Origin of the sequence: Paraburkholderia caballeronis, from assembly GCF_900104845.1 — a bacterium.
GTDB lineage: Bacteria > Pseudomonadota > Gammaproteobacteria > Burkholderiales > Burkholderiaceae > Paraburkholderia > Paraburkholderia caballeronis.
The window spans coordinates 577950-604434 of the sequence record NZ_FNSR01000003.1 but is presented as its reverse complement, the minus strand read 5'-3'; the positions used below and the strand labels follow the sequence as shown (position 1 = coordinate 604434).

Here is a 26485-nt window from a genome sequence, read left to right as displayed (position 1 = left end):
TGCCCGGAGATGGAAATGCCGTTCCGGGCCGCGCGGGATCTGCTCGGCATCGCGATACCGACCGGCCGGCGCGCTGCTCGGGCCATGCCTGCTGCACTGGTGAAGGCCTCGACGGCGCGATGCCGCGAGATGGAGAACGATGGAAAGCCCCCAAAAGACGGCATAAAACGTCGCCGCAAGACGCCCGACATGCGAGCGGTCCGGCGTTCCAGTTCGGCCGGGCGCGCGCCCGAGCATTAACCGTTCCCGACCGGGGCCGCCCCAGCGAAGCCCATCCGCCCGGATACCCGCCGCCGACCCGGCCCCGCAGACGCCCGCCCCAATGCCCCTTCGCGCACGAAAGGCCGACCCCTCACGTAAATTGTTAGCTGCTAGAATCCCGGCTTCCACTTCCCAGTCACCGCCAGGTAGACGCACGTCGATCACTCACAGGAAGCAGCCGATGCAAGATCCGGGGGATTGCAGCAAAGGACTCCATGACGAGTGGCTCCGCATCTGGGCCGACACGACCAGCGACCACTCGGTGTACGCGCTCACGCCGGACGGCCACGTCCGTAGCTGGAATCCCGGCGGCGTGAAGATTTACGGCTATCGCGGCGACGAGATCGTCGGCCGGCATTGCTCGGTGTTCTTCACCGCACAGGACCGCGCGCGGCATCTGCACGACGACGCGCTGCTCGCCGCGCGCGGGGACGGCCGGCACGAGTCCGAAGGCTGGCGCGTGCGCAAGGACGGCAGCGTGTTCTGGGCAAGCGTCGTGACGACCGCGTTGTTCCACGCGAACGGCGATTTCATCGGTTTCGCGGAAATCGTCCGGGACGTCAGCGACAAGCGCCGGACCCACGACGCGGTGATCGAAAGCGAGCGGCGTTTCCGGCTGCTCGTCGAAGGCGTCACCGACTACTCGATCTTCATGCTGTCGCCGGACGGCTACGTGACCAACTGGAATCACGGCGCGCGCCGCATCAAGGGATACGCGGCGGAAGAGATCATCGGCTCGCACTTCTCGCGCTTCTACACGCCGGAGGACGCCGCCGCGGGACTGCCGCAACGCGGCCTCGAAACGGCCGCGCGCGAAGGGCATTTCGAATCGGAAGGCCGGCGCGTCCGCAAGGACGGCACGATTTTCTGGGCGCATGTGATCATCGACGCGATCCGCGACGAAACCGGCACGCTGATCGGCTTCGCGAAAATCACGCGCGACGTCACCGAGAAGCGCGAAGCGGACGAACTGCTGAAGCAGACCCAGGCCGCGCTGTTCCAGGCGCAGAAGATGGAGGCGATAGGCAAGCTGACCGGCGGCGTCGCGCACGACTTCAACAACGTGCTGCAGGTGCTGCGCGGCAATCTCGAACTGCTGCAGAACCGTCATCGTCACGACGGCTGGAGCATGGAGCGTCTGGCGAGCGCGATCGACGCGGTGGACCGCGGCGGCAAGCTCGCGTCGCAACTGCTCGCGTTCGGCCGCCGCCAGGCGCTGCGGCCGGTCGTCGTGAACCTCGCGGCGATGGTCCGCGGGATGGACGATCTGCTGCGCCGCGCGCTCGGCGAAACGATCGAGGTCGAAACGGTCGTCGCCGGCGGCCTGTGGAATACCTGCGTCGATACCCATCAGCTCGAAAACGTGCTGCTGAATCTCGCGATCAACGCACGCGACGCGATGCCCGGCGGCGGACGGCTGACGCTCGAACTCGCGAACGCGATGCTCGACGACCGCTACGTGCGCTCGCTGTCCGACGTGCCGGCGGGCCAGTACGTGATGCTCGGCATCACCGACACGGGCACCGGCATGCCGCCCGACGTGATGGAACGCGCATTCGACCCGTTCTTCACGACGAAGCCCGAAGGCGAAGGAACCGGCCTCGGCCTCAGCACCGCATACGGCTTCGTGAAGCAGAGCGGCGGCCACATCCGGATCTACAGCGAAGTCGGGCACGGCACGACGGTGCGCATCTATCTGCCGCGCTCAACCGGCGACGCGCTGGAGCCGGTGGTCCGGCGCATATCGGCGGTGATGGGCGGCCGGGAAACCGTGCTGGTCGTCGAGGACGACCTGAAAGTGCAGGCCACCGTGATCGACATGCTGACCGAACTCGGCTACACGGTGCTGAAGGCCGACAACGCGGAACAGGCGCTCGCGGTGCTCGGCAGCGGCGTGCAGGTGGACCTGCTGTTCACCGACGTCGTGATGCCGGGCGCGCTGCGCAGCCCCGAGATGGCGCGGCGCGCGGTGCAACTGCTTCCGCAGATGAAGGTGCTGTTCACGTCCGGCTACACGCAGAACGCAATCGTGCACGGCGGCCGGCTCGACGACGGCGTCGAACTGCTGAGCAAGCCGTACAGCCGCGAGGATCTCGCGCGCAAGGTCCGTCACGTGCTCGGCACCGAAGGCGAGCCGCTGCCGGCGTCGGACCCGTCGGCGACACCGCCCGCGCTGCGGGTGCTGGTCGTCGAGGACGACCGGACGTCGCGCGAATCGGTGTGCGAACTGCTCGTGATGCTCGGCCATCAGGCGGCCGGCGCGGCGAACGCGACCGAGGCCGAGGCGCTGCTGGCGAGCCAGACGTTCGACGTGCTGATGACGGACGTGAATCTGCCGGGGCTGTCCGGGATCGAACTGGCCCGGCAGGCGACGGTGCAATATCCGCATCTGTTCGTGCTGTTCGCATCGGGCGACAACGTGGCGCTGCCCGAGCCGGCCGGGTTCCGGTGGCGCGCGCTGCGCAAGCCGTATGCGTCCGCGGAACTCGCCGCGATATTGCGAGGGAGCCGGTAGACCGACGCGGGCTTCGACCGGAATCGCCGGAGAACCGCGCGATTCCGGCCTCTTTGCCGCGCGCTCAATACGAGCGCGGCAACCCGAGCACGTGCTCGCCGAGATACGCGAGGATCAGGTTCGTCGAGATCGGCGCGGTCTGATAGAGCCGCACTTCGCGCCATTTGCGCTCGATGTCGTATTCCTGCGCGTAACCGAAGCCGCCGTGCGTCTGCAACGCGGTGTCCGCCGCATGCCACGTCGCCTCGGACGCGAGCAGCTTCGCCATGTTCGCCTCGGCCCCGCACGGCCGGCCCGCCTCGAACAGCGCCGCCGCCTTGCGCGCCATCAGGTCCGCCGCCTCCAGTTCCATGTAAGCGCGCGCGAGCGGAAACTGGACGCCCTGGTTCTGCCCGATCGCACGCCCGAACACCTTGCGTTCGTTCGCGTAATCGACCGCCTTTTTCAGCAGCCAGCGGCCGTCGCCGATGCACTCCTGCGCGACGAGAATGCGCTCCGCGTTCATCCCGTCGAGGATGTAGCGGAAGCCCTTGCCCTCCTCGCCGACCAGGTTCTCGACCGGCACTTCGAGGTTCTCGATGAACACCTCGGTCGTGTTGTGGTTGATCATCGCGGGAATCGGCCGGATGTCGATGCCGTTCCCCTTCGCCTCGCGCAGATCGACCAGCAGCGTCGACAGGCCGTCGGTCCGTTTCGCGCACTGCTCGACCGGCGTCGTGCGCACCAGCAGCAGCATCAGGTCCGAATACAGCGCGCGCGACGTCCACACCTTCTGCCCGTTGACGACATAAACGTTGCCGCGCCGTTCCGCGCGCGTCTTCAGTTGCGTCGTGTCCGAGCCGGTCGTCGGCTCGGTCACGCCGAACGCCTGCAGGCGCAGCTTGCCCGATGCGATGTCCGGCAGATAACGGCGCTTCTGCGCCTCGCTGCCGTGACGCAGCAGCGTCCCCATGATGTACATCTGCGCGTGCGCGGGGCTCGCGACGCAACCGCTCGCGTTGATCTCTTCGAGGATCACCGCCGCCGCGCGCAGCGGCATGCCGGAGCCGCCATACTCCTCCGGGATCAGCGCGCCGAGAAAGCCCGACGCGGTCAACGCCTCGACGAATTCGCTCGGATACCCGCGCTCGTTGTCGAGCCGACGCCAGTAGTCGCCGGGAAAGTCGCGGCAGATGCGGCGGACCGCATCGCGCAGGTCCGGATAGTCTTCGCGGGTCGCGGAGATCGTGATGTCCTCGCCGGACTCGGGATTCGTTTCGGTCGTCATCAAAGGATTCCTTCGTGAAAGACAGGGGAGACGCGCGACGCGGCGCGGCTGAAATGCTTCGGCAGGCCCGCGCGTGCAATCGCGCCCGCGAACGCCTCACCGGGCAGCCAGGTTTCCACGTCGCGGCGCAGCGCGAGCAGTTGTTCGATGTCGATGCCGGTGTCGAAGCCCATCGACTCCAGCAAAAACACGCAGTCCTCGGTGTCGATGTTGCCGGTCGCGTGCGGCGCGAACGGACAGCCGCCAAGGCCCGCGAGCGATGCGTCGAACGCGCGCACGCCGGCTTCGAGCGCCGCGCAGACGTTCGCGAGCCCGAGCCCGCGCGTGTCGTGGAAGTGGCATGTCACGGGCCGGCTGCCGGCGAGCGCGAGCACGTCGCGCAGCAACGCACGCACCTGGGCCGGGTTCGCATAACCGACGGTGTCGGCGATCGTGATCGCGTCCGCGCCCGCTTCGAGCAGCGCCTCGACGATTGCGAGCACGCGCGCCGGCGCGACGCGGCCCTCGATCGTGCAGCCGAACGCCGTCGCGACACCCGCGCCGAGCGCCACATCGCGACGGCCGCCATCGTTGCGCGATGCAACGATCTGGCGAAAGTCGTCGAGCGACGCGTCGGTCGTGCGGCGCACGTTGCGCAGGTTGTGCTCGTTGCTCGCGGACAGCACGAAGTCGATCTTGCGCAGCCCCGCGTCGATCGCGCGCTGCGCGCCTTTCAGGTTCGGCACCAGCGCGCTCGTTTCCAGCCCTTCGATACGCAGCGCCGCGTGCGCGACAAGGCCTGCGTCCGCGAACTGCGGCAGCAGCTTCGGCGGCACGAACGACGTCGCCTCGATCGCGGCGACGCCGGCCGCCGCCTCGCGCCGGCACCATTCGATCTTGCGGTCGGTGTCGAGCACCGCGCCGACCATCTGCAAGCCGTCGCGCAGGCCGACTTCGCGAACGGTCACGGTTTCCGTCATCGCGTCCTCCGTTCAGACGCCGCGAAACCGCGGCCTGCGTTTTTCGTTGAACGCGAGCACGCCTTCGTGCCGGTCCTCCGTGGATACCATCCGGTTGTACGCCTCGATCTCGAACGCGAGCCCATCCGCAAGCGACATCTGCAACCCGCGATGGATCGACTGCTTCGCCTGTCTCACGGCGATCGGCGCATTCGATGCGATGCGCGACGCGGTTTCGAGCACGCGCGGCATCAGTTCGGCCGGCTCGCAGACCGCGTTCACGAAGCCCCATTCGCAGGCCTGCTCCGCGGAGAACGGCAGACCGGTCAGGATCAGTTCCTTTGCGCGCCGCTCGCCGACGGCGCGCGCCAGCGTCTGCGTGCCGCCCGCGCCCGGCATGATGCCGAGCGTGACCTCGGTGAGCGCGAAGCGCGCGGTGGCCGACGCATAGACGAAATCGCACATCCCCGCGAACTCGCAGCCGCCGCCGTAGGCCGCGCCGTTCACCGCGCCGATCAACGGCAGCGGACACGCGATGATCGCCCGCGTCATCCGCTCGAAGATCGCGTGCTGCGCGAGCCATTGCGCGTCGGTCATCCCCTTGCGCTCCTTCAGGTCGCCGCCCGCGCAGAACGCCTTGTCGCCCGCGCCGGTCAGCACGATGCAGCGCAGCCCGTGCGGGCCGAGCGAGAACTGTTCGAACAGTTCGACCAGTTCGACGCCCATCCGCGTGTTGACCGCGTTGGCGCTCTGCGGACGATCGAGGGTGACGCGCAGCACGTGTTCGGCCGGCTCGTCCAGCTTCAGGGTTTCGAAATCAGTCTTCATGGGTGCTCTCCCGGATCGCGTCCTGATCGATCCATGTTGCGTTGTGCTCGCCGAGCGACGGCGAACGCGCAGTCGAGCGCGGACGCAGGCCGTCGAACGACAGCGGAATGCCCATCAAAGGCAGCGTGTCGCCGTCGCACGGCGCACGCATCTGCAACGCGACCGTCTGCGGATGCGTCGGCACGTCTTCGACGCCGAGCAGCGGCGCGTTCGGCACGCCCGCCGCGTCGAGCCGTTCGGCCAGCGGCTGGGCGTCGAACGTCGCGATCGTCTGTTGCAGCGTCGCGATCAGCGCGTCGCGGCTGCGCACGCGTCCGGCGTTCGTCGCGTAAACGTCGTTCTCCGCGAGGTCCGGCCGGCCGAGCACGCGGCACAACTTGCGGAACAGGTTGTCGTTGCCGGCCGCAATCATCAGCCATGCGTCGCGCGCGCGGAACGCCTGATAAGGGACGATCTGCTGCGTGCCGGAGCCTTGCGGCGGCAGCACTTCGCCGGACGCCTCGTAGTTCGCGAGCGGAATCGTCATCCACGCGAGCGCGGTTTCGAACAGCGACGTCTGGATGCGGCCGCCCGCGCCGGTCCGTTCGCGTTCGAGCAGTTGCGCGAGCACGCCGATCACGCTCCACATGCCCGACCCCATGTCGACGAGCGACACGCCGACGCGCACCGGCGGCCGCGCCGGCTCGCCCGTGACGCTCATGATGCCGGCGGTCGCCTGCGCGAGCGGGTCGTAACCGGGCTTCTCGCGAAGCGGCCCGCGCGTGCCGAACGCGCCGATGTCGCACCAGATCAGCGACGGTTTTTCGCGGCGCAGCGCATCGACGTCGAAGCCGAATTTTTCGAGCAGGCCCGGCCGCAGATTCTGCACGACGACGTCCGCCAGGCCGACGATCAGCGCGCGCAGCGCGGCGTTGCCGTCCGGACTCGCGAGGTCGAGCGCCACGCTCTGCTTGCCGCGGTTCAGCGCGACGAACGTCGACGACGTGTCGCCCCAGAACGGCGGCCCCCAGCCGCGCGCGTAGTCGCCGCCGTCCGGGTTCTCGACCTTCACGATGCGCGCGCCGAGGTCCGCGAGCACGAGGCACGCATACGGCGCGGCGACGCTCGTGCCGATTTCGACGACGGTGATGCCGTCGAGCGGACGACGCGCCTCCCGGCCGTCCGTTGATGCCGCTGTTGCGACGGCGTCGGCGCTTGCTGCGGATTGAGTCACGGTTGTCTCCAGTATCGATTCATCCGGCTGGCCGTCTGCTTCCGGATCGGCTCTCTAATATGAAACGTTTTATTTCTGATTGCTCTTTCTCATCTCCTCATGCCGAATGCTTTCCCGCTCAAATGGGAACCGGCATGTGCTTATGCTAAAGCCTCACTGCCATCAACGCAATATAACGTTTCATTTTTATCCTAAGCGAATCCCGCGACTCCGCCTTCCGGCCGACTGGCCATCCGGCCTGTCTTGCTGGTCCGTGAGCCCGCGTGGTACAAAATCTGCCGGCATGAAGGGCCGATCAGCTCTTTTTGCCGCGATGAACACGGCCAACGCCGGTTCACCGCCTGGCACGCGTCGCGTGCGCGGGTACAGCACGAACGGAGCATGGAACGATGCAGAAGAAAAGCGCGAAGACCGTGGAACCGCCGGCGTCGCGGACGATCACGATGCGCGACGTCGCCCGCGAGGCCGACGTGTCGCTCGGCACCGTATCGCGCGTCGTGAACAAGCATCCGGCCGTGAAGCCGGGCATCCGCCAGCGCGTGGAAGCCGCGATCGCGACCACCGGCTGGCAGCCGAACGCGGTCGCGCAGAGCATGCGCACCGCGTCGACGAAGATGATCGGCTGCGTGCTGCCCGATACCAGCAACCCGCTGTTCGTCGCGGTCGCCAAAGGCGCCGAGCAGGTGCTGCGCGAGCACGGTTATGCGTTCGTGCTCGCGAACAGCAACAGCGACGTCGAACGCGATCTCGAACTGCTGAACCTGCTGCTGCAGCGGCGCGTCGACGGGCTGCTGTTCGCGCCGTCCGACGAATACGACCCGCGCATCCTGAGCCTGCTCGAACGGACCCGCACGCCGACCGTGCTGATCGAGCGCGAGCTGTCGCCCGATTGCGACTATGTAGCGTCGAACCAGTGCAACGGCATCCGGCAGGCTGTCGATTATCTGCTGTCGATCGGCCATACGCGCATCGCGCTCGTCACCGGCCAGCAGCGCATCCGGCCGGGCCGCGAACGCTACCGGGGTTTCGTGCAGGCGTTCGACAACGCGGGCATCGCGTTCGATCCCGCGCTCGTCCGCCTCGACAGCATGGACGCGGCCTATGCGTACCGCGAGGTGCAGCGTCTGATGGAGATGCCCGAACCGCCGACCGCGATCATCATGGGCGGCAACCTGATGCTGCCCGGCGCGCTGCGCGCGTGCGCGCTGAAAGACATCAAGGTGCCGCAGGACGTGTCGATCGTCGCGGTCGGCGAAACCGATCTCGCCGAGCTTGCGTCGCCGCCGATCACGACCGTCCGCTGGAACCTGGAGGCGATGGGTCGCGAGGCGGCGTCGATCGTGATGGACCGCATCGCCGAAAAACCGTCCACCGGCGGGCGCGAGCCGCGTCATGTGATCGTGCCGACCGAGATCATCCTGCGGCGCTCCTGCGCGCCGCTGCGGTCGTAGCGGATCTCGTCAGCGGTTCACCAGCGCACGCGGCAGGCGCAGCACCAGCAGCGCGCCGACGACGAGCCACGCGGCCAGCATCGACACGCCATAACGCGCATCGTGCGTGAGGTCGTTCAGCAGCCCGGTCAACAGCGGGCTCACGAAGCCGGCCAATGCGCCGACCGAATTGATGAGCCCGATGCCGGCCGCGCCGGACGCCCCCTTCAGGAACGACGTCGGCAGGCACCAGAACAGCGGCAGCGTCGCCATCACGCCGCCGGTCGCGATCGTCAGCGCGGCGAGCGCCAGCGCCGTGTCGTGCTGAAGGAACGTGCTGAGCACGAAACCCGCCGAGCCGACGAGCGCCGGCCCGGCGACGTGCCAGCGCCGCTCGCGCAGCCGGTCGCCGCTGCGCGACAGCACCAGCATCGCGACGACGCCCGCAAGATACGGGATCGCGCTCAGATAACCGATCTGGAAGTTGTCGCGCAGGCCGAGCTGCTTCACAAGCGTCGGCAGCCAGAAGCTGACGCCGTACTGGCCGGTCGCAATGCTGAAGTTGATCAGCACGCACAGCCACACGCGGCCGTCCGTGAACATCTGCTTGAGCGACGCATCCGGTTTCGCGTCGTGCTCCGCATCGAGTTGCGACTTCACCCACGCCTTCTCGCGGTCGTCGAGCCAGTCGACGTCCGATACACGGTCCGGCAGCGTCTTCAGCAGCACCCATGAAAGCACGATCGACGGGATCGCCTCGATCAGGAACAGCCACTGCCACGACGCGAGGCCGCTGGTGCCGGACATGTTCTGCATGATCCAGCCCGACAGCGGGCCGCCGAGCACGCCCGACACCGGAATGCCCGTCATGAAGATCGCGATGACGCCCGCTCGCCGCTGCGACGGAAACCATTGGGTCAGATACAGCACGACGCCGGGAAAGAAGCCGGCCTCCGCCACGCCCAGCAGGAAGCGCATCGCGTAGAACATCGCCGGCGAGCGGACGAACAGCATGGCCGCCGAGATGATCCCCCACGTGACCATGATCCGCGCGAGCCACAACCGCGCGCCGACGCGGTAAAGAATCATGTTGCTCGGGGTTTCGAACGCCAGGTAGCCGATGAAGAACATGCCGGCGCCGAGGCCGTAAACCGTGTCGCTGAAACCCAGATCGGTCGCCATCTGCAGCTTCGCGAACCCGACGTTCACGCGGTCGAGGTAACACGCGACGTAGCAGATGAACAGCAACGGCAAAAGCCGGCGCATGATCCGGCCGTAGATCGAAACGCTGGAACTGGCGACGACGTGTGACGGGACGACCGGTGCCGGATCGGCAGGTTGCATGAGTGTCTCCTGAGTCTTGATGTTTTATCGATGGGCAAAACGACGCCCTCTCCTCTTCGTTCGACGAGGAGTTATTCGAACAACTTCGTATACCGAAATTTATTGCGGAGAAAATTCCCCGAACTGATTCGTTTTTACGTGTTCGGCATCGATGCGGGGTTTCCCCCGCATCCGTTCAGACGTGCGCCGGCTGTTGCGTCGCCGATTCGGACAGCACGCGCAGATCGCGGACCGACGCCAGCGCGTCCAGCGACCACAACTGCTCGAACAGCGCGCCGGACGTTTCCGAATCGAACGAGCGCGTCGCGCAATCGATGAACTTCGCGCGCAATTCGTCCTCGCCGAGTCGCCGCTGCCAGCTCCCCTTCGGACGCTCCACCTGCCGGCTGTGCAACTGCGCGCCCGAGGCCAGAACGACGCTGACGCGGTCGAACGGCGCAAACGGCTGGTCCCAGCCCTGCACCCGCTCGGTCGTCGTCGTGCAGCGCACGCGCTTCATCAACGCGCGCACGTCGTCGCGACGGACGAATTCGTCGGTTAATTCCGCCAGCCCGACGCGCTTCGCGACGATCGCCGCGGCCATCGCGAACTGCATGCTGAACTTCGCTTCGAGTCCTGTCTGCGGAAACGCGTTGCGCAGCATCAGCAGTTGCGTGTCGCCGGTCTGCACGTGGATCCCGGTCACGTCGTCGGGCTCGATCGCGTGCGACTCGACCAGTTCCAGCATCGCGTCGATCGAGCGGTGCGTCGCGTAGCAGATCGGATAACGTTTCACGTGCACGCCGCTATCGGGCAGGCGCCAGTCCGAACCGAGCCGATAGTCGCGCGCGGCGAGGTCTGGTTCGCGCGACGGCGAATGCGCGCGCATGAAGCCGGTTCTGTGTTCGAGCACGTCGAGCGACGCGGTGTACCCAGCCTTTGCGAGCCGTGCTGCCGTCACGCCCGATTGGGCCGCGCGTCCGACCTGCAGCGACTTCGTCATCGAGCCGAAGTTCGCGACCATGCCGCCGGCCAGCGACGCGCTGATCGCGACCGCATGCGCGGCCTGGTCGGCGGAAAGCCGATGCAGGCTCGCACACGCGGCGGCGGCGCCGACCGTGCCGAGCACGGCGGTCGGGTGGAAGCCGAGTTCATGCAGCGAGCCGGGTTCGAGCGCATCGAGCAACGCCCACGTTTCGTAGCCGGCCACATAGGCGGTCAACATGTCCGCGCCGCTTCGACCGAGCGCCCATCCTTCGGCCAGGATCGCCGGCACGAGCGCGACGCTCGGATGACCGGCGAGCGCAACGTCGTCGTAGTCGAGCACGTGCGCGGCGACGCCGTTGACGAGCGCCGCGTCGGCAACCGGCAGCATCCGGCCGGTCGGAATCTGCGGCGCCGAATCAGCGCCGGCGTGTCCGGCGACTTGCGCGGCCACGATGCGCGGCGCGGCCTCGTGCACGCCCGCGAGCATCACGCCCACGCAGTCCGCGATGCCGATGCGCGCGCCTTCGATGCAGCTATCCGGAATCCGTTCGCGGCGCACAGATGCCGCAAACGCGCCTACCTGCCGGGTCAACCCTTCCATGCTCGTCTCCTTGTTCGTTCGACTTGTACGAGGTGCGGCCGCAAGCGACAGCGCCATCTGCCGTCAAGATAGATCGCGACGGACATCAGGTCAATAAAACGTTTCATTTCTTGTTCTGAAAATCGACGCACCGGGAAACACGACCATGCTTCTACCGCTAAATTTTCCGACAAATTTCTGGACGACCTTCCAACTATCTAGAAATAACGTTACATATTTTATGGCGATATACGGCCGCCGCGCCTCAATCGCCCAACTGTGCGCTCCGGATCCCCCACACCGGCTCGGACATCCGGTAAGGCGCGCCGGGGAACCGCACCGGCACGCCCGCCACGTTCAATTCCAGCCGTTCGAAGTACGCACGATGCTTCAGTTGCGGGTCCTCCAGCACGTCCGACACCTTCGCCACCGGACCCATCACGATCCTCCGCTTCAGCGCCTCCTGCGTCAGTTCCTCCTGCGTGTACTGCCGCGTGAACGACTCCAGCGTCTCCCGGAAGATCCGCTTCGCCTCGCCCGTCAGCCGCCACACGCGGTCCGACCAGCGCTCCTTCGTCAGTTCGTCGCCCGCCGCGTGGCCCGTCTCCACGATCCACGCGACCAGCGCATTCCACGACACCCCCAGCGAACGCGGCGCCGCCAGGAAGATCAACCCGTCGCGGCACGCGAACATGTCCTCGCTCGCGTCGCGCGTGCCTTCCCCGCCGCGCATCGACACCTTCTTCTCGAAGTCCCACATCTGGATCGAGTTCTGCAGCGAATGCGCGATGCACTCCTGCGCCGACACGTCCACTTCGTGGCCGCGTCCGCTCGCCAGCGTGTCGTACAGCGCGAGCGACGTCGCCGTCGCCGCATAGGCGCCGGTAATCATCGTCGCCTGCACGCCCGGCAGCCGCAGCGGCGCATCGCTCACGCGGCCCGACAGCCACGCGATGCCGCCCGCCGCCTGCAACGTCAGGTCGTTCGCCGGCGCATCCGCCCACGGGCCGCTGCGGCCGAACGGCGACACCGACGTCACCACCGCCGACGGCGCCTGCTGCTTCACCCATGCGAGTTCGTCATACAGCGGACCGCCGCGTTCGAGCAGGATCACCTTCGCGTCATGCGCGAGCGACGCGAACGCAGCCCGCCCTTCGGCCGATGCGAGATCGAGCGTCAGGCTGTCCTTGCCCGCGTTCAGGAATTCGAATTCGTAGATCGCCGGCTCGCGCTGCGTCGCGTCCGCGGCGGTGGCCGCGCGACGGTCCGGCAGGCCGCCCGGCGGCTCGATGCGCGTCACCTGCGCACCCAGATCCCCAAACAGCCGTCCCACATAACGGCCAAGATCCCACGTCAGGTCCAGTATCTTCACGTCGTCGAACGGCGTCGTCATCTCGTCTCCTGTTCATCTGTGTTGTTCTCTGCGACTGGCCGCATCAGCCCTCCTCGCGTCGCATGGCAACGCGGACCAAAGCCCGCGACAACCTTGCCGGCCACGCCCCGCGTTGACCGATGGAAATAATATAATGCATTATATAGTCTATATTTTCACGGAAGGCGAAGCACGAACAGGCCTTCTGCCTCTCTAAAAGAAGACTCCATGTACTTCGACTTCTCCCGATTCAGCCCGCTCGAACGTTACAAGCTGCTGTCCTCGACGGTCACGCCGCGTCCGATCGCATGGGTATCGACGATCGACGCAACCGGCAAGCCGAACGCCGCGCCGTTCTCGTTCTTCAACGTGTTCGCGGAAGACCCGGCCACGCTCGGCTTCGCGATCAATCACCGCTCCGACACCGACCGCAAGGACACCGGCGAAAACGTGCGCCTGCAACGCGAGTTCGTCGTGAACCTCGTGAGCGCCGATCTCGTCGAGAAGATGAACGTCACCGCGATCGAGTTCGGGCCGGACATCGACGAGTTCGCGGAAGCCGGTCTCACGCCGGCCGCTTCCACGACGATCCGCACGCCGCGCATCGCCGAAAGCCGCGTGTCGTTCGAATGCCGCCTCATGCAGGTTGTCGCGCTCGGCACGCGCCGTTCGCTCGTGCTCGGCGAGGTGCTCGCGATGCACGTGCGCGACGACGCCGTGCTCGACGCGGAACGCTGCTGGATCGACACGCAAAAGCTGCAACTCGTCGGCCGGATGCAGGGGCATCAATATCTGCGCACGGCCGACGTGTTCGAGTTGCCGATGATCCCGGTCGACGTGTGGAACGCGAAGACCGGCGACCGCTGACGCGGCAGCGCATGCCCCATTTCATTCATCGCGCGACCCGCATGGAAAACATGCGCCGCGCGAATCACCACCAGAGGCAGGAGACAAACTTGAGCCCGGAATTCGAGATCATCAATTACGAACGCTTTCGTCACAGCATCGTCGCGAACGCTCGCATCGAGGTGCTGCACACCGGCATGCGCTGGCCGGAAGGCCCGGTATGGTTCGCCGACGGCGAGTACCTGCTGTGGAGCGACATTCCGAACAACCGGATCATGCGCTGGGTCGAAGGCGCACCGGCAACCGTCTATCGTTATCCGTCGAACCATGCGAACGGCAACACGCGCGACCGCCAGGGCCGTCTGCTGACCTGCGAGAGCGGCGGCCGGCGCGTCACGCGCACCGAACACGACGGCACGATCACCGTGCTCGCGGACCGCTTCGGAGGCAAGCGGCTGAACTCGCCGAACGACATCATCGTGAAGTCCGACGACAGCATCTGGTTCAGCGACCCCGACTACGGCATCCTCAGCGACTACACCGGCGACAAGGCGAAAAGCGAGATTGGCGCGAACAACGTGTACCGGCTCGATCCGGACACGCGCGAACTGACGGTCGCGACCGGCGAACTGGTGAAGCCGAACGGCCTCGCGTTTTCGCCGGATGAAACGATTCTCTACATCGCGGACTCGGGCGTCTCGCACGATCCGAACGGGCCTCACCACATCGTCGCGTTCGACGTGATCGACGGCGTGCGGCTCGCGCGTCCGCGCGTGTTCGCGACGATCTCGCCCGGCGTCGCGGACGGCTTTCGCGTCGATACCGAAGGCAACGTGTGGACGACGGCCGGCGACGGCGTGCACTGTTATGCGGCCGACGGCGAACTGCTCGGCAAGATTCATCTGCCGGAAGTCGCGACCAATCTCACGTTCGGCGGCCCGAAGCGCAACCGTCTGTTCGTGACGACCGCGTCGTCGCTCATCGCCGTTTATGTTGGGCAGCGCGGCGCGCAGCTTCCCTAAGATCCGAACCCGGCGGCGTCCTCCCACGCCGCCGCTCCAAAACACAAGGGCCGCGTGCGAAATGCACGCGGCCCTTGTTGCTCGCAACGCGAACGCTCAAACCCCGAGATACGCGCTCTGCACGGCCGGATCCTGCATCAGTTGATCCGTCGGCCCCGTGTTCACCGAACGCCCCAGTTCGAAGATCACCGCGCGGGACGCGAGGTGCATCGCCCAATGCGCGTTCTGCTCCGCGAGAATCACGGTCAACTGCTCGGCGCGGCGGATTTCGTCGAGCACGTCGCCGATGCGTTCGACGACGATCGGCGCGAGGCCGAGCGACGGCTCGTCAAGCAGGAACAGCTTCGGCTTCGACATCAGCGCACGGCCGATCGCGAGCATCTGCTGCTCGCCACCGCTCAGACTGGCCGCATGCTGCTTCCAGCGTTCCTTCAGGCGCGGGAAATACGCATAGATCTGCTCGATGCGCGCGTCCGCTTCGTCGCGCGGGCGCGTGAACGCCCCCATCCGAAGATTCTCCGCGACCGAAAGCTGCCCGAATACGCGCCGCCCTTCCGGCGAGATCGCGATGCCGCGCCGCACAATCTCGCTCGTTTTCAGCCCGCGCATGTTCTCGCCTTCGAACGTGATCGAGCCCGACGCGTAGTTCGCCATCCCGAGGATCGCCTTGATCGCGCTGCTCTTGCCCGCGCCGTTGCTGCCGACGAGCGCGAAAATCTCGCCGGCCTCGACCGAGAACGACACGCCATGCGTGCCGATCACGCGGCCGTAGCGCACGTTCAGATCAGATACGGTGAGCTGCGGCATGCCCCCTCCCCAGATACGCTTCGATAACCTTTGGATTCGCGAGCACGTCGAGCGGCGCGCCGGTCGTCAGTTCATGTCCCTGATTCATCGCCATCACGCGATCGCAGAGCCCCTTCATGAAGCGGATGTTATGGTCGATCACGATCACGGTGATGCCGCGCTCGCGGATCTTCAGGATCGTGTCGCGCACGTGGTCCGCCTCCTCGGCGCTCAGGCCCGCGACCGGTTCGTCGAGCATCACGATACGCGGCTGCGCGGCGAGCGTAATCACCATGCCGAGCGTCTTCTGATACCCATACGGCAGGCTGCCGGCCTCCAGATGCGCGACGTCCGCGAGATTCAGCCATTCGAGCAGTTCGCCGACGCGGCGCTCGCTGTCCGCGCGCATCTCGCGCGCGCGGCGCGTGTTGAAGAACGCGGCCATCGCGCCCGGATACATGCCGAGGTACGCGCCGCGCACCGCGTTTTCGTACACCGTGCGCTCGCCGTAGACCGTCGTGGACTGGAACGTGCGCACCAGCCCCTTGCGCGCAAGCACGTGCGGCAGCAAACCGGTCACGTCGTCGCCGTCGAGCCGCACGTGGCCGCTGCTCGGACGGATTACGCCGCTCACCAGATTGATCGCCGTGGTCTTGCCCGCGCCGTTCGGCCCGATGATGCCGAGGATCTCGTGCTCGTCCACGTGAAAGGTCAGTTCCGACACGGCAGCAAGACCGCCGAAGTGCCGCGACAGCTTGTCGACCTGAAGCAACGGCCCGGTCATCGCGCACCTCCGCGTCCGGCGCGCGAAAAGCCCATGCGCTTGAGGAGCACGCCCGCATCCGCAATGCCGCCGGAGAAAAACGCCATCACGAGAATCAGCACGATACCGAAGAACACGTGCTGCAACTCGACGTACCCGCGCAGGAATTCAGGCAGCAGCACGATGAACAGCGTGCCGACGATCGGCCCGATCAGCGTGAACATCCCGCCAATCACGTTGATGACCACCAGATTCAGCGACTGGTCGAGCGCGAACGAAGTCGGGTCGATGTAGTGCACGAAGTGCGCCTGCAATGCGCCCGCCACGCCGACGATTCCGCAGCCGAGCATGAACACCGCGACCTTCGTCCTCAGCACCGGCACGCCGGAACAACGCGCGAGCGGCTCGCTTTCGCGGATCGAATCGATCGTGCGGCCGATCTCCGACGCGAGCAGCCGCCCGACGATGCCGATGATGACGACCGCGAAACCGAGCGCGAGGTAATAGAACGGCACCGGGTTCGAGAAGAACTCGCTCGGCGCTGGCACGCCCGAGATGCCGTTCGAGCCGCCGGTCACATCCGTCCAGTTCACGAACACGGTCCGCACGATCTCGCCGAACAGCAGCGTGACCAGCACGAAGTACTTGCCGGTCAGGCGCAGCAGGATCGGCCCGACGACCAGCGCGAGCGCGGCCGGCGCAATGAACGCCAGGCACACGGCCAGCGGAAACGGCAGGTTGAAGTTCATCGTCGCGATCGCCGATACATAGGCGCCGATGCCCATGAACGCCGCATGGCCGAGCGACACGTGGCCGGTGCGCACGATCAGGTGCAGCGACGCGGCGGCGATCGCCGTGATGAACGTGGTCACCGCGACGGACAGCACGAACTTGTCCTGCGCGAAAAACGGCAGCACGGCCAGCACGACGACGACGGCCGCGATCACCGCCGGATGCGTAAGCCAGCGTCGCGCCGGCCGCAGCGCGTCGGCCTGCGGCGCGTGTTGCGACGCGAACGCGGACGGCAGCGTGGATTCGAGAGTCGATGGTTTGCTCATGCTTCTTTCGCTCCAAGCAGGCCCCACGGGCGGAAGATCAGCAGCAGGATCACCGCGCCGAACGACACGAAGATCGACGCGGCGCTGCCGTAGAAGGTGCCGAGAAAGCTGTTCGCGAAGCCGAGGATCAGCCCGCCGAGCGCGACGCCGGGAATGCTGCCCATCCCGCCGAGAATCACGACGATGAACGCGATCATCAGTTGCGGCTCGCCGACGAACGGCGACAGCGCGTAAGTCTGCGCATAAAAGCCGCCCGCGAGCGCCGCCATGAAGATCGCGATGAAAAACGCGAGGCGATAGATCGCGGTGCTGTTCACGCCCTGCGCCTCGGCGATGTCGACGTCCTGCGCGGCCGCGCGCATCGCGAGCCCATAGCGCGAATAGTGCGTGAACACGTAAAACGCGAGCAGCGCGATGGCCGCGATCCCCGCGATGATCAGCTTCTGCGCGGGAAACACGAGGCTGCCGAGTTGCAGCAGCGCGTCGGTGCTCGGCGGCACCGAACGCTCCTCCGCGTTCCACACGATCACCGCGATGTACATGATCGCCATGTCGAGCCCGAGCAGGCCGATCATGCTCTGGAACATCCGTTGATAGAAGAAGCGATAGACGATGCGCTCCAGCAGCAGCGCAACGAACGCGACGATGAGCGCCGCGGCCGGCGCGGCGACCAGATACGGCAAACCGAGGTTGCCGTACAGGTAGTACAGCGCATAACCGCCGAGCATCGCGAATGCGCCGTGCGCGAAGTTCACGACGCGCATGATGCCGAACAGCAGCGTGAATCCGAGCGCGATCAGGATGTAGATCGCGCTCAGGCCGATGCCGTCCACGAAAACCTGGCCCAGAACTGCGGGAGAGAACATGAAACGCTCCTGAAACTCGTCAGCAATGAAACCCTGCGAACGACCGATGCCGCGCGGCCCCGGCAAGCGAGCCGCGCGACGCCCGCCGCCGTTACGGCGTGATGACCGCCTTCACCGTCGCCTTGCCGTTCGCGACTTCCTTGATGACGAACGTGTGCAGCAACTGGTGGTCGACGCCGTAGTCCTTCGCGCCGGTCCATACGACCTTGCCGAAAATCGGCGCGTCGTAACCGGTCATCTTTTCGAGCTGGTCGCGAACCTGCGTCGTGTCGGTCGTGCCCGCGCGCCGCATCGCCTCGAACAGGATGTTCGCCGCGTTGTAGTAAACCGGCGCGAGTCCGTTCATCACGCCCGTGTACTTCTGGTGGTACGCGTCGACGAACGGCTTCACGCGCGGCAGCGATTCGTCGATCACGTCGTATTTCAGCATGCCGTTCGCAAGCGGCCCGGCAATCTGGATCAGCTCGTCGATGCCCGCGCCGCCGGACTGGATGATGATCCCCTTGTAGCCGACCTGCCGCGCCTGCTTCACGAGCAGGCCTGCTTCGCCCGGCGCGTTTGCGTTCAGGTCGAACACGTCGACGTTCTGCGCCATCATGCGCAGCAGCAGCGGCGTGAACTCCTTCGTGCCGCGCTCGTACGAATCGGTCCACACGTCGAAGCCGTTTTTCTTGTACGCGTCGGTGAGAATCGGCACGCCGGACTGGCCGGTCGCGTCGTTCGGCGCGATCATGCCGATCTTCTTCGCGTTCGGCGCGTACTTGTGCAGCCACTGCACGATCGGCCCGGAGAACTCCTGCGTGCTGTTGTTGATCCGGAATACGTAGGCGCCCTTCCACTGGTTGCGCAGAATCTGCGGCGCGTAGCCGTCGACGAACTGCAGCACCTTCGCGGGCTGCGTGACCGGCAGCGAGCCGAGCGCGCCCGGCGATCCGACCGGGCCGAAGATCACCTTCACCTGATCGCGGTTCACGAGCCGGTCGGCGGCCGTTTTCGCCTGCGCCGCGTTGTACTGGTCGTCGTAGGCGATCAGTTCGAGCCGGTACGTCTTGCCGCCGAGCTTCAGCCCGCCGGCCGCGTTAAGCTGGTCGATCGCGATCTGCACGCCGCGCTGGAGCCCGAGGCCCCACGCGGTACCGCCGCCCGAAAGCGACGCGATCACGCCGACCTTCATCGTCTCCTGGGCCTGCGCGACCAACGCGGCGCCGCTCAGGGCGGCCGCGCACAGCGCACGGATTGCGATGGTCTTCAGCGTCTTACTGCGCATACGGTGTCTCCTTTGGAATTGTCCAGCTGCCGTCGTGCGGCAAGCCGGGGTTGCGTCGCGACCGGGCACGCGCCGTTCCCGGATCGCTGCTGCGAACGACGAGGCGCCGCGGCTTCGCGGCGCCGTCGATGCGCTCTTGCGCGCCGATTGAAACGTGTTCGAAGCGTTATTCGCTGTCGAACGCGAAACGGAACAGATCGCCGTGGCTCACGATGCGCCCCGCCGTCGGCGACGGGAAATGCCCGGTCATCAACAGCGTGTCGGTGTCCGCGTAACGGCGCATCAGGTTCAGACGCGTGTCGTGCGCCTGCTGCTTGTCGAAGTCCGCGAGATTCGAGAGCGACGGGTCCGCGAATTGCACCGCGTGATGAATCACGTCGCCGGTGAACACCGCGCGCTCGCGGCCGTGTTCGCCGACGTTCACGAACACGTGCCCCGGCGTATGGCCGCAGGCGGGAGACAGCCACACGCCGTCGCCGAGTTCGCGCTCGACCACGTGATCGAGTTCGACCATGTCCGCGCGGCCGTGCTCGACGACCGGCAGCACGCTGTCCTCGAACGACCCGCGATTGACCGGCGTTTCCGGATGCTCGCGATGCTGCCTGAGCAGATAGTCGAACTCGACGCGCGCCATCAGATACCGCGCGTTCGGGAAGGTCGGCACCCAGCGGCCGTTTTCGAGCCGCGTGTTCCAGCCGACGTGGTCCGCGTGCAGATGCGTGCACAGCACGATGTCGATCTCTTCGGGACGCACGCCGATCGCGGCGAGATTCGCGAGGTACGGCGTGTTCAGATCGTTCCACGCCGGCATCGACGGACGCTGCTTGTGATTGCCGTTGCACGCGTCCACGAGAATCGTGTGATGGCGGGTGCGGATCACGTAGCTGTGGAAGCTCATGTAGAGCCGGGTCGAGCCGGGTTCGACGAGGTTGTCGCCGAGCCAGTGTCGGTTCGCCTCGACGAACGCTTCGTCGATCGACGGAAACAGCCAGCGCGCTTCGAGCGGCATGCGGCTGATTTCATCGACCTTGCGGATTTCAGTGTTGCCGATTCTTTGCACTTTCACATCTGTCTCCTGAATCTTTCCGATCGGGTCGGGCGGCATGGGTGCATTATATATTCGCCTATCGTGCTGTCTATATTTTTTATATTTTGCATTCTTTATCGTACCTCATGCGGCTGTTCCCCGGCTTCGGACAGTAAAAAAGCCGCCAAGAAATCCGGCGGCTTTCCGGTTCTTGCTGGCTGCGTGTCAGAACGTATGGCGCAGCCCGATATTCGCGCCGACCTGCGAGCTATAACCGAAGAACGGTGTCTGGAATTGCGGCTGCGCCGCGGTGCTCGTCCACACGCCGGACAGCTTCGTATAGTCGGCCTCGACGTACACGTCGGTGCGCTTGCTCAACAGGTAATCGAGCATCAGCGTGCCGGTCCAGCGGTTGCCGCTCTGGTCCGCATGGCGCATGTGGTCGAACCAGCCCGCCGCGATGAAGTGCAGCCACGGGAACACCTGCTGGTTCACCGCCAGATAGCCGGTGTCGTCGCGATAGTCGGCCACGTCGATGCGGCTGCCGACATACCCGAAATACAGTTGCGAGTTGCTGAACGTATAGGTGCCGGTCGCCGACCACACCTTCTGCTGGCTCGGGTCGATCGGCAACCCGTAGAACGCGGTCGTCACGTCGTTCATCACCTGGTAGGTCACGCTGAAGTTCCACGGACCCGACCCGTAACCAATGCCGACCGCCGGCGACGACCCGGAATGGAAGTCGCCCGGCACGTTGCCGAACGAAAACGCCGCGCTGAAATAGAACGGCCCGTAGGCACCGCGATACTTGACGGTGTTGTCGAGCCGCGCGCCAGAATAGTTGCCGCCGACGATGCCGTCCGGTGCGTAGTTCGCGAGCGCGAACACGTCGTGGCTCGCGATCATCTCGTGCGTCACCGTGTATTGGCGACCCATCGTCAACGTGCCCCACTGCCCGGACAGGCCGACAAACGCCTGGCGGCCGAATTCGCGGCTGCCCTGCAACAGCGTGCCGTTCGCCGGCGAGAAACCGTTCTCCAGCGTGAAGATCGCCTTGTTGCCACCGCCGAGATCCTCGACGCCGCGAAAGCCGATGCGGTCGCCGGTCACGAGGCCGTCGGCCATCTGGAAGCGCGAGCCGCCCGACGCGTCGGCGTGGCTCGTATAACGCAGCGTCGTATCGACGATGCCGTACAGCGTGACGCTCGACTGCGCCATTGCCGTCCCGGACAGCGCGCCCAGGCACGCAAGCGCACAAATCTCCTTCCTTACCATGTTCGTAGTATTCCTTATTGTTATGAAATGCCGATGCACCCGACAGGCGCGAGCTTCCCCACGCGCCGCCGGATGGCGCGGCGCGCAGGAGTCAGGATTCGTCTGGAGCTAAAGCGGGTACGGCTCTATCCGGTGATCCGGTAAAAGCGGGCCGCGGTATCGTGGAACAGCGCAGCCCGGTCGGCGTCGGGCAGACCGGCGCTCACCCGCTTGAACGCGTTCCATGCGATGCCGTATCCGAAGCTGCCCTTGTCCACCGGGAAGTTGCTTTCGAACATGCAGCGCGCCGCGCCGAAAGCGTCGATGCAGGTCTCGACGTACGGACGGATGGCGTCGGCGACGCTCGCCGAGTCGGGCGGCAAAGCGGTTTTTTCGAAGCCGAAGCCGAACAGCGGCATGCCGAAGCCGCCGAGCTTCACATGTACGTTCGGATACTGCGCGACCCGCCGGATGTCGTCGCGCCACGCGGCGAACACCGCGTCGCGCTGCCCGCGATAACGGCCGAGCGCGAGCGGGCCGCCGATGTGGTTCAGCACGATCGGCGTATCGCTGGCCGCTTCCGCGAGGCCGCACAGTTCCGGCAGTTGCGTGTGGATCAGCCATGCGTCGAACGCGAGCTTGCGCGGCGCGAGCTGCGCGACGCCCGCGCGGAACGCCGGGTCGAGCAGCAGCCGCGCCGGCGGCGTCGCCGCGGACGGACGCACGTCCGGGTCCGCGTGCCACACCGCGATGTTGCGGATGCTGCGCAGCCGCCCTTCCGATGCTTCGATCAGGTGATCGAGCACCGGCCCGACCGCGTCGCCGCGCAACAGGTCCGCGTTGCCGACGAACGCCGCGCCGACGTCGGCGGTCGCGCCCAATGCCTTCGCTTCGCGCGCTTCGGCCAGCGCGAAGCGCATCTCCCCCGCCGACGCCAGTTCGACCGGCGCGTCCGTGTCGTAGTGCGTCTTGCATTCGACGAACACCGTCGCGCGAATGTTGTGGCCGCTCGCGAGGTCGTCGAGCAGATCGCGCGTGCGGTAGCGCTTATCCGGGAACTCCCACAGATGGTGGTGCGCGTCGATGATCGGCAATCCCGGCTCCAGCGCGGCCTCGGCGCGCTGCGCGAGCCATTCGGGCCGCACCGGAATGTGCGGAACCGCGTGTTTCTGTTCGGTAGCAGTCGTGCTCATCTCAACCCTCGATCTGTTCGGTCATGTCGCCACGCAGCGTCACGCCGGTCCGCTCGCCGATCGGCGAACGGGTCAGGAACCACGACGACAGCGCGCCCATTACGAGCAGGCCGCCCGCCGCCGCGAAGGCGGTATCGAACCTCCCGGTCGCCTGCACGACATAACCGGTGACGATCGGCGCGAGAAAACCGAACACGTTGCCGCCGATCAGCAGCAGCCCCGTCGCGCGGCCGAGGTCCGCCTTCGAGCGCAGCAGGTCGCCGAGCAGCGTGATGTTCAGCGCGTTGCCGGTCGCGACGCTGCCGAGCGCCACCGTGATCAGCAGCAGGATCGCCTCGATGCTCGTGACCCAGGGCACGAACAGGATCACCGCGCCGCCGAGCACGACCGCGCCGAGCACGAGCCGCCGGCGGCCCGCTTCCACCGCGCGCGCGGTCAGCAGGCGGTCGCTGAACATGCCGAGCGCAACCGACACGACGATCGAGCCGAGGTACGGCAGCGCCATCACGGTGCCGCTCTTCAGCAGCGTCATCCCGCGCTCTGCCTGCAGGTAGTTCGGCAGCCACGTGAGGAACAGGTATTGCGTGTACGCGCCGGCGCCCTGCGTGAGCATGAGCCCCCACATCGTGCGGCTCGCGATCAGGCGGCCGAGGCCGACCGGGTTCGCCGCCGCGGCCTCCGACTGCGACGAGGTCTCGCGCTCGCGGCGGATCGTGTCGCGCTCCTCGGTGGACAGCCACGTCGTATGCTCCGGCTGGCGGAAGAACGCGAGCCACAGTCCGAGCCACACGAAGCCGATCACGCCGCAGATCACGAACGACCAGCGCCAGTCGAGCACCGACACGAGCCACGACAGACCGACCGCGCCGAGCGCCGGACCGAAGTACGCGCCCGAGTTGAACAGCGTCATCGCCGTGCCGCGCTCGCCGCTCGGCACCCATTCGCGGATGATCCGCGACGCCGCCGGGTAGCAGCTCGATTCGCCGATTCCCATCACGACGCGCGCCGCGATGATGCCGCCCATCGACACGGCCGCGCCGGTCAGCGCCGTCGCCGCCGACCACAGCGCCATGCTGGCCGCCGTCACCGTGCGCGAGCCGAAGCGGTCGACGAGCAGGCCGATCGGGATCAGGCACAGCGTATAACCCCACAGGAACGACGAGAACAGATAACCGAGCTGCACCTTGTCGATGTCGAGCGCCGTCTGGATGCGGCCCGCCGATACCGACAGCGCGACCCGATCCAGATAATTGATCGCGGCCAGCGCGAACAGCATCAGATACACCCAGTAGCGAGATTTCCAGCGCACATTTGTCTCCTTATGAGGTCGCCGGGCATCCCGGCCGGCGACCGATTTCGTAAAACCTTATGAGAATATAATTTATATTTTTGCACCGAACAACAGGCGTTCGCCCCGATCCAGGGTTTGCACTGAGTCGTCTGGAAATCGTGCCCGCGTCTTGCCACGGGGAGAATATTCGCGATCCGAAGCAGACAGCCGGCGTGCCCGCGCCGGACAGGCGCGGTCGCGGGCGTGTGCCGCGCGCCTACCGGCCGCCGGAGACGATGAGATTCGTGCCGAGCACGTAGCCGGCCTCGTCGCCCAGCATCCACAGGATCGCGTCCGCGATCTCGTCCGGCGATGCGCCGCGCCCGATCGGCACGTCGTCCTGAAGCCGCTCGACGCGGCCGGGCTCGTTGAAGTCGGTGAACACGAGGCCGGGCGACACCGCGTTCACGCGGATGCCCTCGCGCGCGACCTCGTGCGCGAGTCCGACCGTCATCGAGTTGATCGCGCCTTTCGACGCCGCGTAATGCACGCGCCGCCCGGCCGATCCGTTGGTGGCCGCGACCGACGACACGTTCACGATCCGGCCGCCCGCGCCGCCGCGCTGCGTGGACATGCGCCGCACGGCCTCGCGGCAGCACAGGAAATAGCCGATCACGTTGACGGCGAAGGTCTGGTTCAGCACCGCGACGTCGAGATCGGCGACGCGGGTCGATCCGCCGCTGACGCCCGCGTTGTTCACGAGGTCCGTGACCGGGCCGTAGCGCCGCGCGGTCTCGCCGAACATCGCGGCGATGGCGGTTTCGTCCGCGGTGTTCGCCTGCCATGCGAACGCGTCGCCGCCGGAAGAAACGATTTCATCGACGACGCGCTGCGCGGTATGCGCGTCGCTCAGGTAGTTCACGCAGACGCGATAGCCGCGCCGGGCAGCGCCCTGGGCAACCGCCGCGCCGATGCCGCGCGAACCGCCGGTGACGATCAGCGTGCGGCGAACGCCCGCGTCGGCGGGCGAGGAAGAAAGACGGGAAGGGGTCATCTGAACGTGGGTAGAAAGAAAGGTCCAGCTTCCCGCCGCGGCCGCGCTAATCGCCGGCCGGCTCCGTGACGTTGTTCTCGACCCGGTGCCAGCCCGCCTCGATATGCTCGACCATCGCCGCGAGCGCGCCCGCGCGGTCGCCGGTTTCGAGGCGCCGCACGATCTCGCCGTGCTCGATCAGCAGTTGCCGGAAGCGCGCAGCCTGATCGTCGTGGAAGTTGAACGGATACTTCGCCCATAACACGCGGACGAACTGCAACGTCTGCGGGCAATCGGCGATTTCGTAAATGCGGAAGTGAAAGCGCACGTTCGCCGCGCGCACCGGGTACGGCTCGCGCGACTTCGTCAGCGTGGTCAGCTCGCGGTGGATCGCCCGCAACTCGGCGATCTCCGCCTCCGTGATCTTCGCGAGCGCCCGCTCGGTCAACTGGCGCTCCAGCAGCACGCGCAGTTCGAAAATCTCGCGCACGCTCTTCAGGTCGATCTCCGGCACGACCAGCCCCTTGTGCGGGATGCTGAGCACGAACCCTTCCATTTCCAGCGCTTTCAGCGCCTCGCGCACCGGCGTGATCGAGACGCCGAACTCCTCGGCGATCTCCGCCTGCTTCAGCTTCTCCCCACGCTGGTACTCGCCCGAGATGATCCGCTCGCGCAGCCGCTCGGCCACCTGATCCAGCTTCGTCCGAAACACCATATGAACCCCAGAATTTCCAGCCTGCATTCCACTCGCGCGCCGCGCCGCCAGTCGCTGGCGGCGTGGGCCGGAGCACGATGTCCAGTCCGCCGGGACGAAACCACCGCCCCGGCGAGCACGACATTGTACGGGGAATAAAATATATGGCCGTCCGACCGGCTGGCCTCCGGGGTTCGATGAACCGTTTCAATGGGGGTAAACCATGCGCCACGCTGGCGAGCGCGCCAGCTTATGCGCCGCCGTCCGTGTCGAGCACGAACTTCGGCAGCACCAGGCCGTCGGGCATCGTCTTGTAGATCATCTTCACCTTCCTGCCGATCCAGCTGCCGGCGTCCGGCAGCGGCGGTTCGAGGTTCGACACGATCACCGCGCCTTCGTCGAGACGCACCGCGATCACGTTGTACGGCGCGGGGTACGCGTCGAGGTAGCTCTTGTGGAAAACGACCCACGACAGCACCGTGCCGCGCCCTGACACCGCGCGCCATTCGAGCTTGTCCGACAGACAGTGCGGGCAGACCGGCGCGGGCGGATAAAGCGTCGTGCCGCACGACTCGCAGTGCTGCAACTGCAATGCGCCGTCGCGAATGGTCTGCCACATCATCGTGTCGTACAGACCCATCACCGGCTGCGGCGTGCGCGGCGCTTCGGCTCGTGTTTCAGTCATGTTGAAT

General features: G+C 66.3%; 24 protein-coding genes. 5 read left to right on the top strand and 19 right to left on the bottom strand.

The annotated features are described in order from the left end of the window. The first annotated feature begins 9 nt into the window (after nucleotides 1-9). The gene (locus tag BLV92_RS33045; protein WP_143040751.1) at nucleotides 10-240 is read left to right on the top strand and encodes a hypothetical protein; all 231 of its coding nucleotides are present in this window, start codon (nucleotides 10-12) and stop codon (nucleotides 238-240) included. A 202-nt stretch (nucleotides 241-442) separates the two neighbouring features. Then, nucleotides 443-2776: a PAS domain S-box protein gene (locus BLV92_RS29420; protein WP_090552506.1), complete on the top strand. Its 2334-nt coding sequence runs from the start codon at nucleotides 443-445 to the stop codon at nucleotides 2774-2776. A 64-nt stretch (nucleotides 2777-2840) separates the two neighbouring features. Here BLV92_RS29420 and BLV92_RS29415 read toward each other — a convergent pair whose 3' ends face one another. From BLV92_RS29415 to BLV92_RS29400, 4 genes are read right to left on the bottom strand one after another with little or no spacing between them, the layout of a single operon-like run. Continuing rightward, nucleotides 2841-4043, bottom strand: a complete 1203-nt coding sequence (locus BLV92_RS29415) for an acyl-CoA dehydrogenase family protein (RefSeq protein ID WP_090552503.1) — start codon at nucleotides 4041-4043, stop codon at nucleotides 2841-2843. Then, complete coding sequence (locus BLV92_RS29410) at nucleotides 4043-5002, bottom strand: hydroxymethylglutaryl-CoA lyase (protein WP_090552501.1); 960 nt, start codon at nucleotides 5000-5002, stop codon at nucleotides 4043-4045. Before BLV92_RS29410 ends, BLV92_RS29415 begins: the two co-directional genes overlap by 1 nt. Before the next feature lie 12 nt (nucleotides 5003-5014). Continuing rightward, on the bottom strand, nucleotides 5015-5809 hold the full coding sequence (locus BLV92_RS29405) for an enoyl-CoA hydratase/isomerase family protein (protein WP_090552498.1): 795 nt from the start codon (nucleotides 5807-5809) through the stop codon (nucleotides 5015-5017). Continuing rightward, entirely contained in the window at nucleotides 5799-7022 is a 1224-nt protein-coding gene (locus tag BLV92_RS29400) for a CaiB/BaiF CoA transferase family protein (RefSeq protein ID WP_090552496.1), read from the bottom strand. Before BLV92_RS29400 ends, BLV92_RS29405 begins: the two co-directional genes overlap by 11 nt. Nucleotides 7023-7411: 389 nt before the next feature. Here BLV92_RS29400 and BLV92_RS29395 point away from each other — a divergent pair, with 389 nt between their 5' ends. Continuing rightward, nucleotides 7412-8473: a LacI family DNA-binding transcriptional regulator gene (locus BLV92_RS29395; protein ID WP_090552494.1), complete on the top strand. Its 1062-nt coding sequence runs from the start codon at nucleotides 7412-7414 to the stop codon at nucleotides 8471-8473. Between the two features lie 9 nt (nucleotides 8474-8482). Here BLV92_RS29395 and BLV92_RS29390 read toward each other — a convergent pair whose 3' ends face one another. The 3 genes from BLV92_RS29390 to BLV92_RS29380 all read right to left on the bottom strand — a co-directional run bounded on the left by BLV92_RS29390 (nucleotide 8483) and on the right by BLV92_RS29380 (nucleotide 12735). Then, nucleotides 8483-9796 (bottom strand): MFS transporter, encoded by a 1314-nt coding sequence (locus BLV92_RS29390; RefSeq protein ID WP_090552492.1) that lies wholly within the window; start codon nucleotides 9794-9796, stop codon nucleotides 8483-8485. 175 nt (nucleotides 9797-9971) lie between these two features. Then, on the bottom strand, nucleotides 9972-11363 hold the full coding sequence (locus tag BLV92_RS29385) for an MmgE/PrpD family protein (protein ID WP_090552489.1): 1392 nt from the start codon (nucleotides 11361-11363) through the stop codon (nucleotides 9972-9974). 244 nt (nucleotides 11364-11607) lie between these two features. Continuing rightward, nucleotides 11608-12735 (bottom strand): CoA transferase, encoded by a 1128-nt coding sequence (locus BLV92_RS29380; RefSeq protein ID WP_090552488.1) that lies wholly within the window; start codon nucleotides 12733-12735, stop codon nucleotides 11608-11610. A gap of 207 nt (nucleotides 12736-12942) precedes the next feature. Here BLV92_RS29380 and BLV92_RS29375 point away from each other — a divergent pair, with 207 nt between their 5' ends. Then, on the top strand, nucleotides 12943-13581 hold the full coding sequence (locus BLV92_RS29375) for a flavin reductase family protein (RefSeq protein WP_090552485.1): 639 nt from the start codon (nucleotides 12943-12945) through the stop codon (nucleotides 13579-13581). Nucleotides 13582-13670: 89 nt separating this feature from the next. After that, entirely contained in the window at nucleotides 13671-14582 is a 912-nt protein-coding gene (locus BLV92_RS29370; protein WP_090553159.1) for an SMP-30/gluconolactonase/LRE family protein, read from the top strand. A 96-nt stretch (nucleotides 14583-14678) separates the two neighbouring features. Here the strand turns inward: BLV92_RS29370 and BLV92_RS29365 are convergent, their stop codons facing one another. The 12 genes from BLV92_RS29365 to BLV92_RS29310 form a co-directional block, all read right to left on the bottom strand. Further along, entirely contained in the window at nucleotides 14679-15389 is a 711-nt protein-coding gene (locus tag BLV92_RS29365) for an ABC transporter ATP-binding protein (RefSeq protein ID WP_090552484.1), read from the bottom strand. After that, entirely contained in the window at nucleotides 15367-16152 is a 786-nt protein-coding gene (locus tag BLV92_RS29360) for an ABC transporter ATP-binding protein (protein ID WP_090552481.1), read from the bottom strand. Before BLV92_RS29360 ends, BLV92_RS29365 begins: the two co-directional genes overlap by 23 nt. Beyond that, the gene (locus BLV92_RS29355) at nucleotides 16149-17189 is read right to left on the bottom strand and encodes a branched-chain amino acid ABC transporter permease (protein ID WP_090552479.1); all 1041 of its coding nucleotides are present in this window, start codon (nucleotides 17187-17189) and stop codon (nucleotides 16149-16151) included. Before BLV92_RS29355 ends, BLV92_RS29360 begins: the two co-directional genes overlap by 4 nt. After that, a complete protein-coding gene (locus BLV92_RS29350) occupies nucleotides 17186-18055 on the bottom strand; it encodes a branched-chain amino acid ABC transporter permease (protein ID WP_134042349.1) in 870 nt (289 codons plus the stop codon). The genes BLV92_RS29355 and BLV92_RS29350 overlap by 4 nt, the downstream gene beginning before the upstream one ends. A 91-nt stretch (nucleotides 18056-18146) precedes the next feature. Continuing rightward, complete coding sequence (locus BLV92_RS29345) at nucleotides 18147-19322, bottom strand: ABC transporter substrate-binding protein (protein ID WP_090552474.1); 1176 nt, start codon at nucleotides 19320-19322, stop codon at nucleotides 18147-18149. A 166-nt stretch (nucleotides 19323-19488) separates the two neighbouring features. After that, nucleotides 19489-20388 (bottom strand): MBL fold metallo-hydrolase, encoded by a 900-nt coding sequence (locus BLV92_RS29340; RefSeq protein WP_090553157.1) that lies wholly within the window; start codon nucleotides 20386-20388, stop codon nucleotides 19489-19491. Between the two features lie 186 nt (nucleotides 20389-20574). Beyond that, nucleotides 20575-21624: a porin gene (locus tag BLV92_RS29335; RefSeq protein ID WP_090552472.1), complete on the bottom strand. Its 1050-nt coding sequence runs from the start codon at nucleotides 21622-21624 to the stop codon at nucleotides 20575-20577. A 125-nt stretch (nucleotides 21625-21749) separates the two neighbouring features. Further along, a complete protein-coding gene (locus tag BLV92_RS29330; protein ID WP_090552469.1) occupies nucleotides 21750-22796 on the bottom strand; it encodes an amidohydrolase family protein in 1047 nt (348 codons plus the stop codon). A gap of 1 nt (nucleotide 22797) precedes the next feature. Next, nucleotides 22798-24105 carry an MFS transporter gene (locus tag BLV92_RS29325; RefSeq protein WP_243843897.1) on the bottom strand — a complete coding sequence of 436 codons (1308 nt, stop codon included), beginning with the start codon at nucleotides 24103-24105 and terminating at the stop codon, nucleotides 22798-22800. A gap of 238 nt (nucleotides 24106-24343) precedes the next feature. Then, nucleotides 24344-25120: an SDR family oxidoreductase gene (locus BLV92_RS29320; protein WP_090552467.1), complete on the bottom strand. Its 777-nt coding sequence runs from the start codon at nucleotides 25118-25120 to the stop codon at nucleotides 24344-24346. A 46-nt stretch (nucleotides 25121-25166) separates the two neighbouring features. Then, the gene (locus tag BLV92_RS29315; RefSeq protein ID WP_090552465.1) at nucleotides 25167-25814 is read right to left on the bottom strand and encodes a GntR family transcriptional regulator; all 648 of its coding nucleotides are present in this window, start codon (nucleotides 25812-25814) and stop codon (nucleotides 25167-25169) included. 229 nt (nucleotides 25815-26043) lie between these two features. Continuing rightward, complete coding sequence (locus BLV92_RS29310; protein ID WP_243843898.1) at nucleotides 26044-26478, bottom strand: Zn-ribbon domain-containing OB-fold protein; 435 nt, start codon at nucleotides 26476-26478, stop codon at nucleotides 26044-26046. Between the last annotated feature and the right edge of the window lie 7 nt (nucleotides 26479-26485).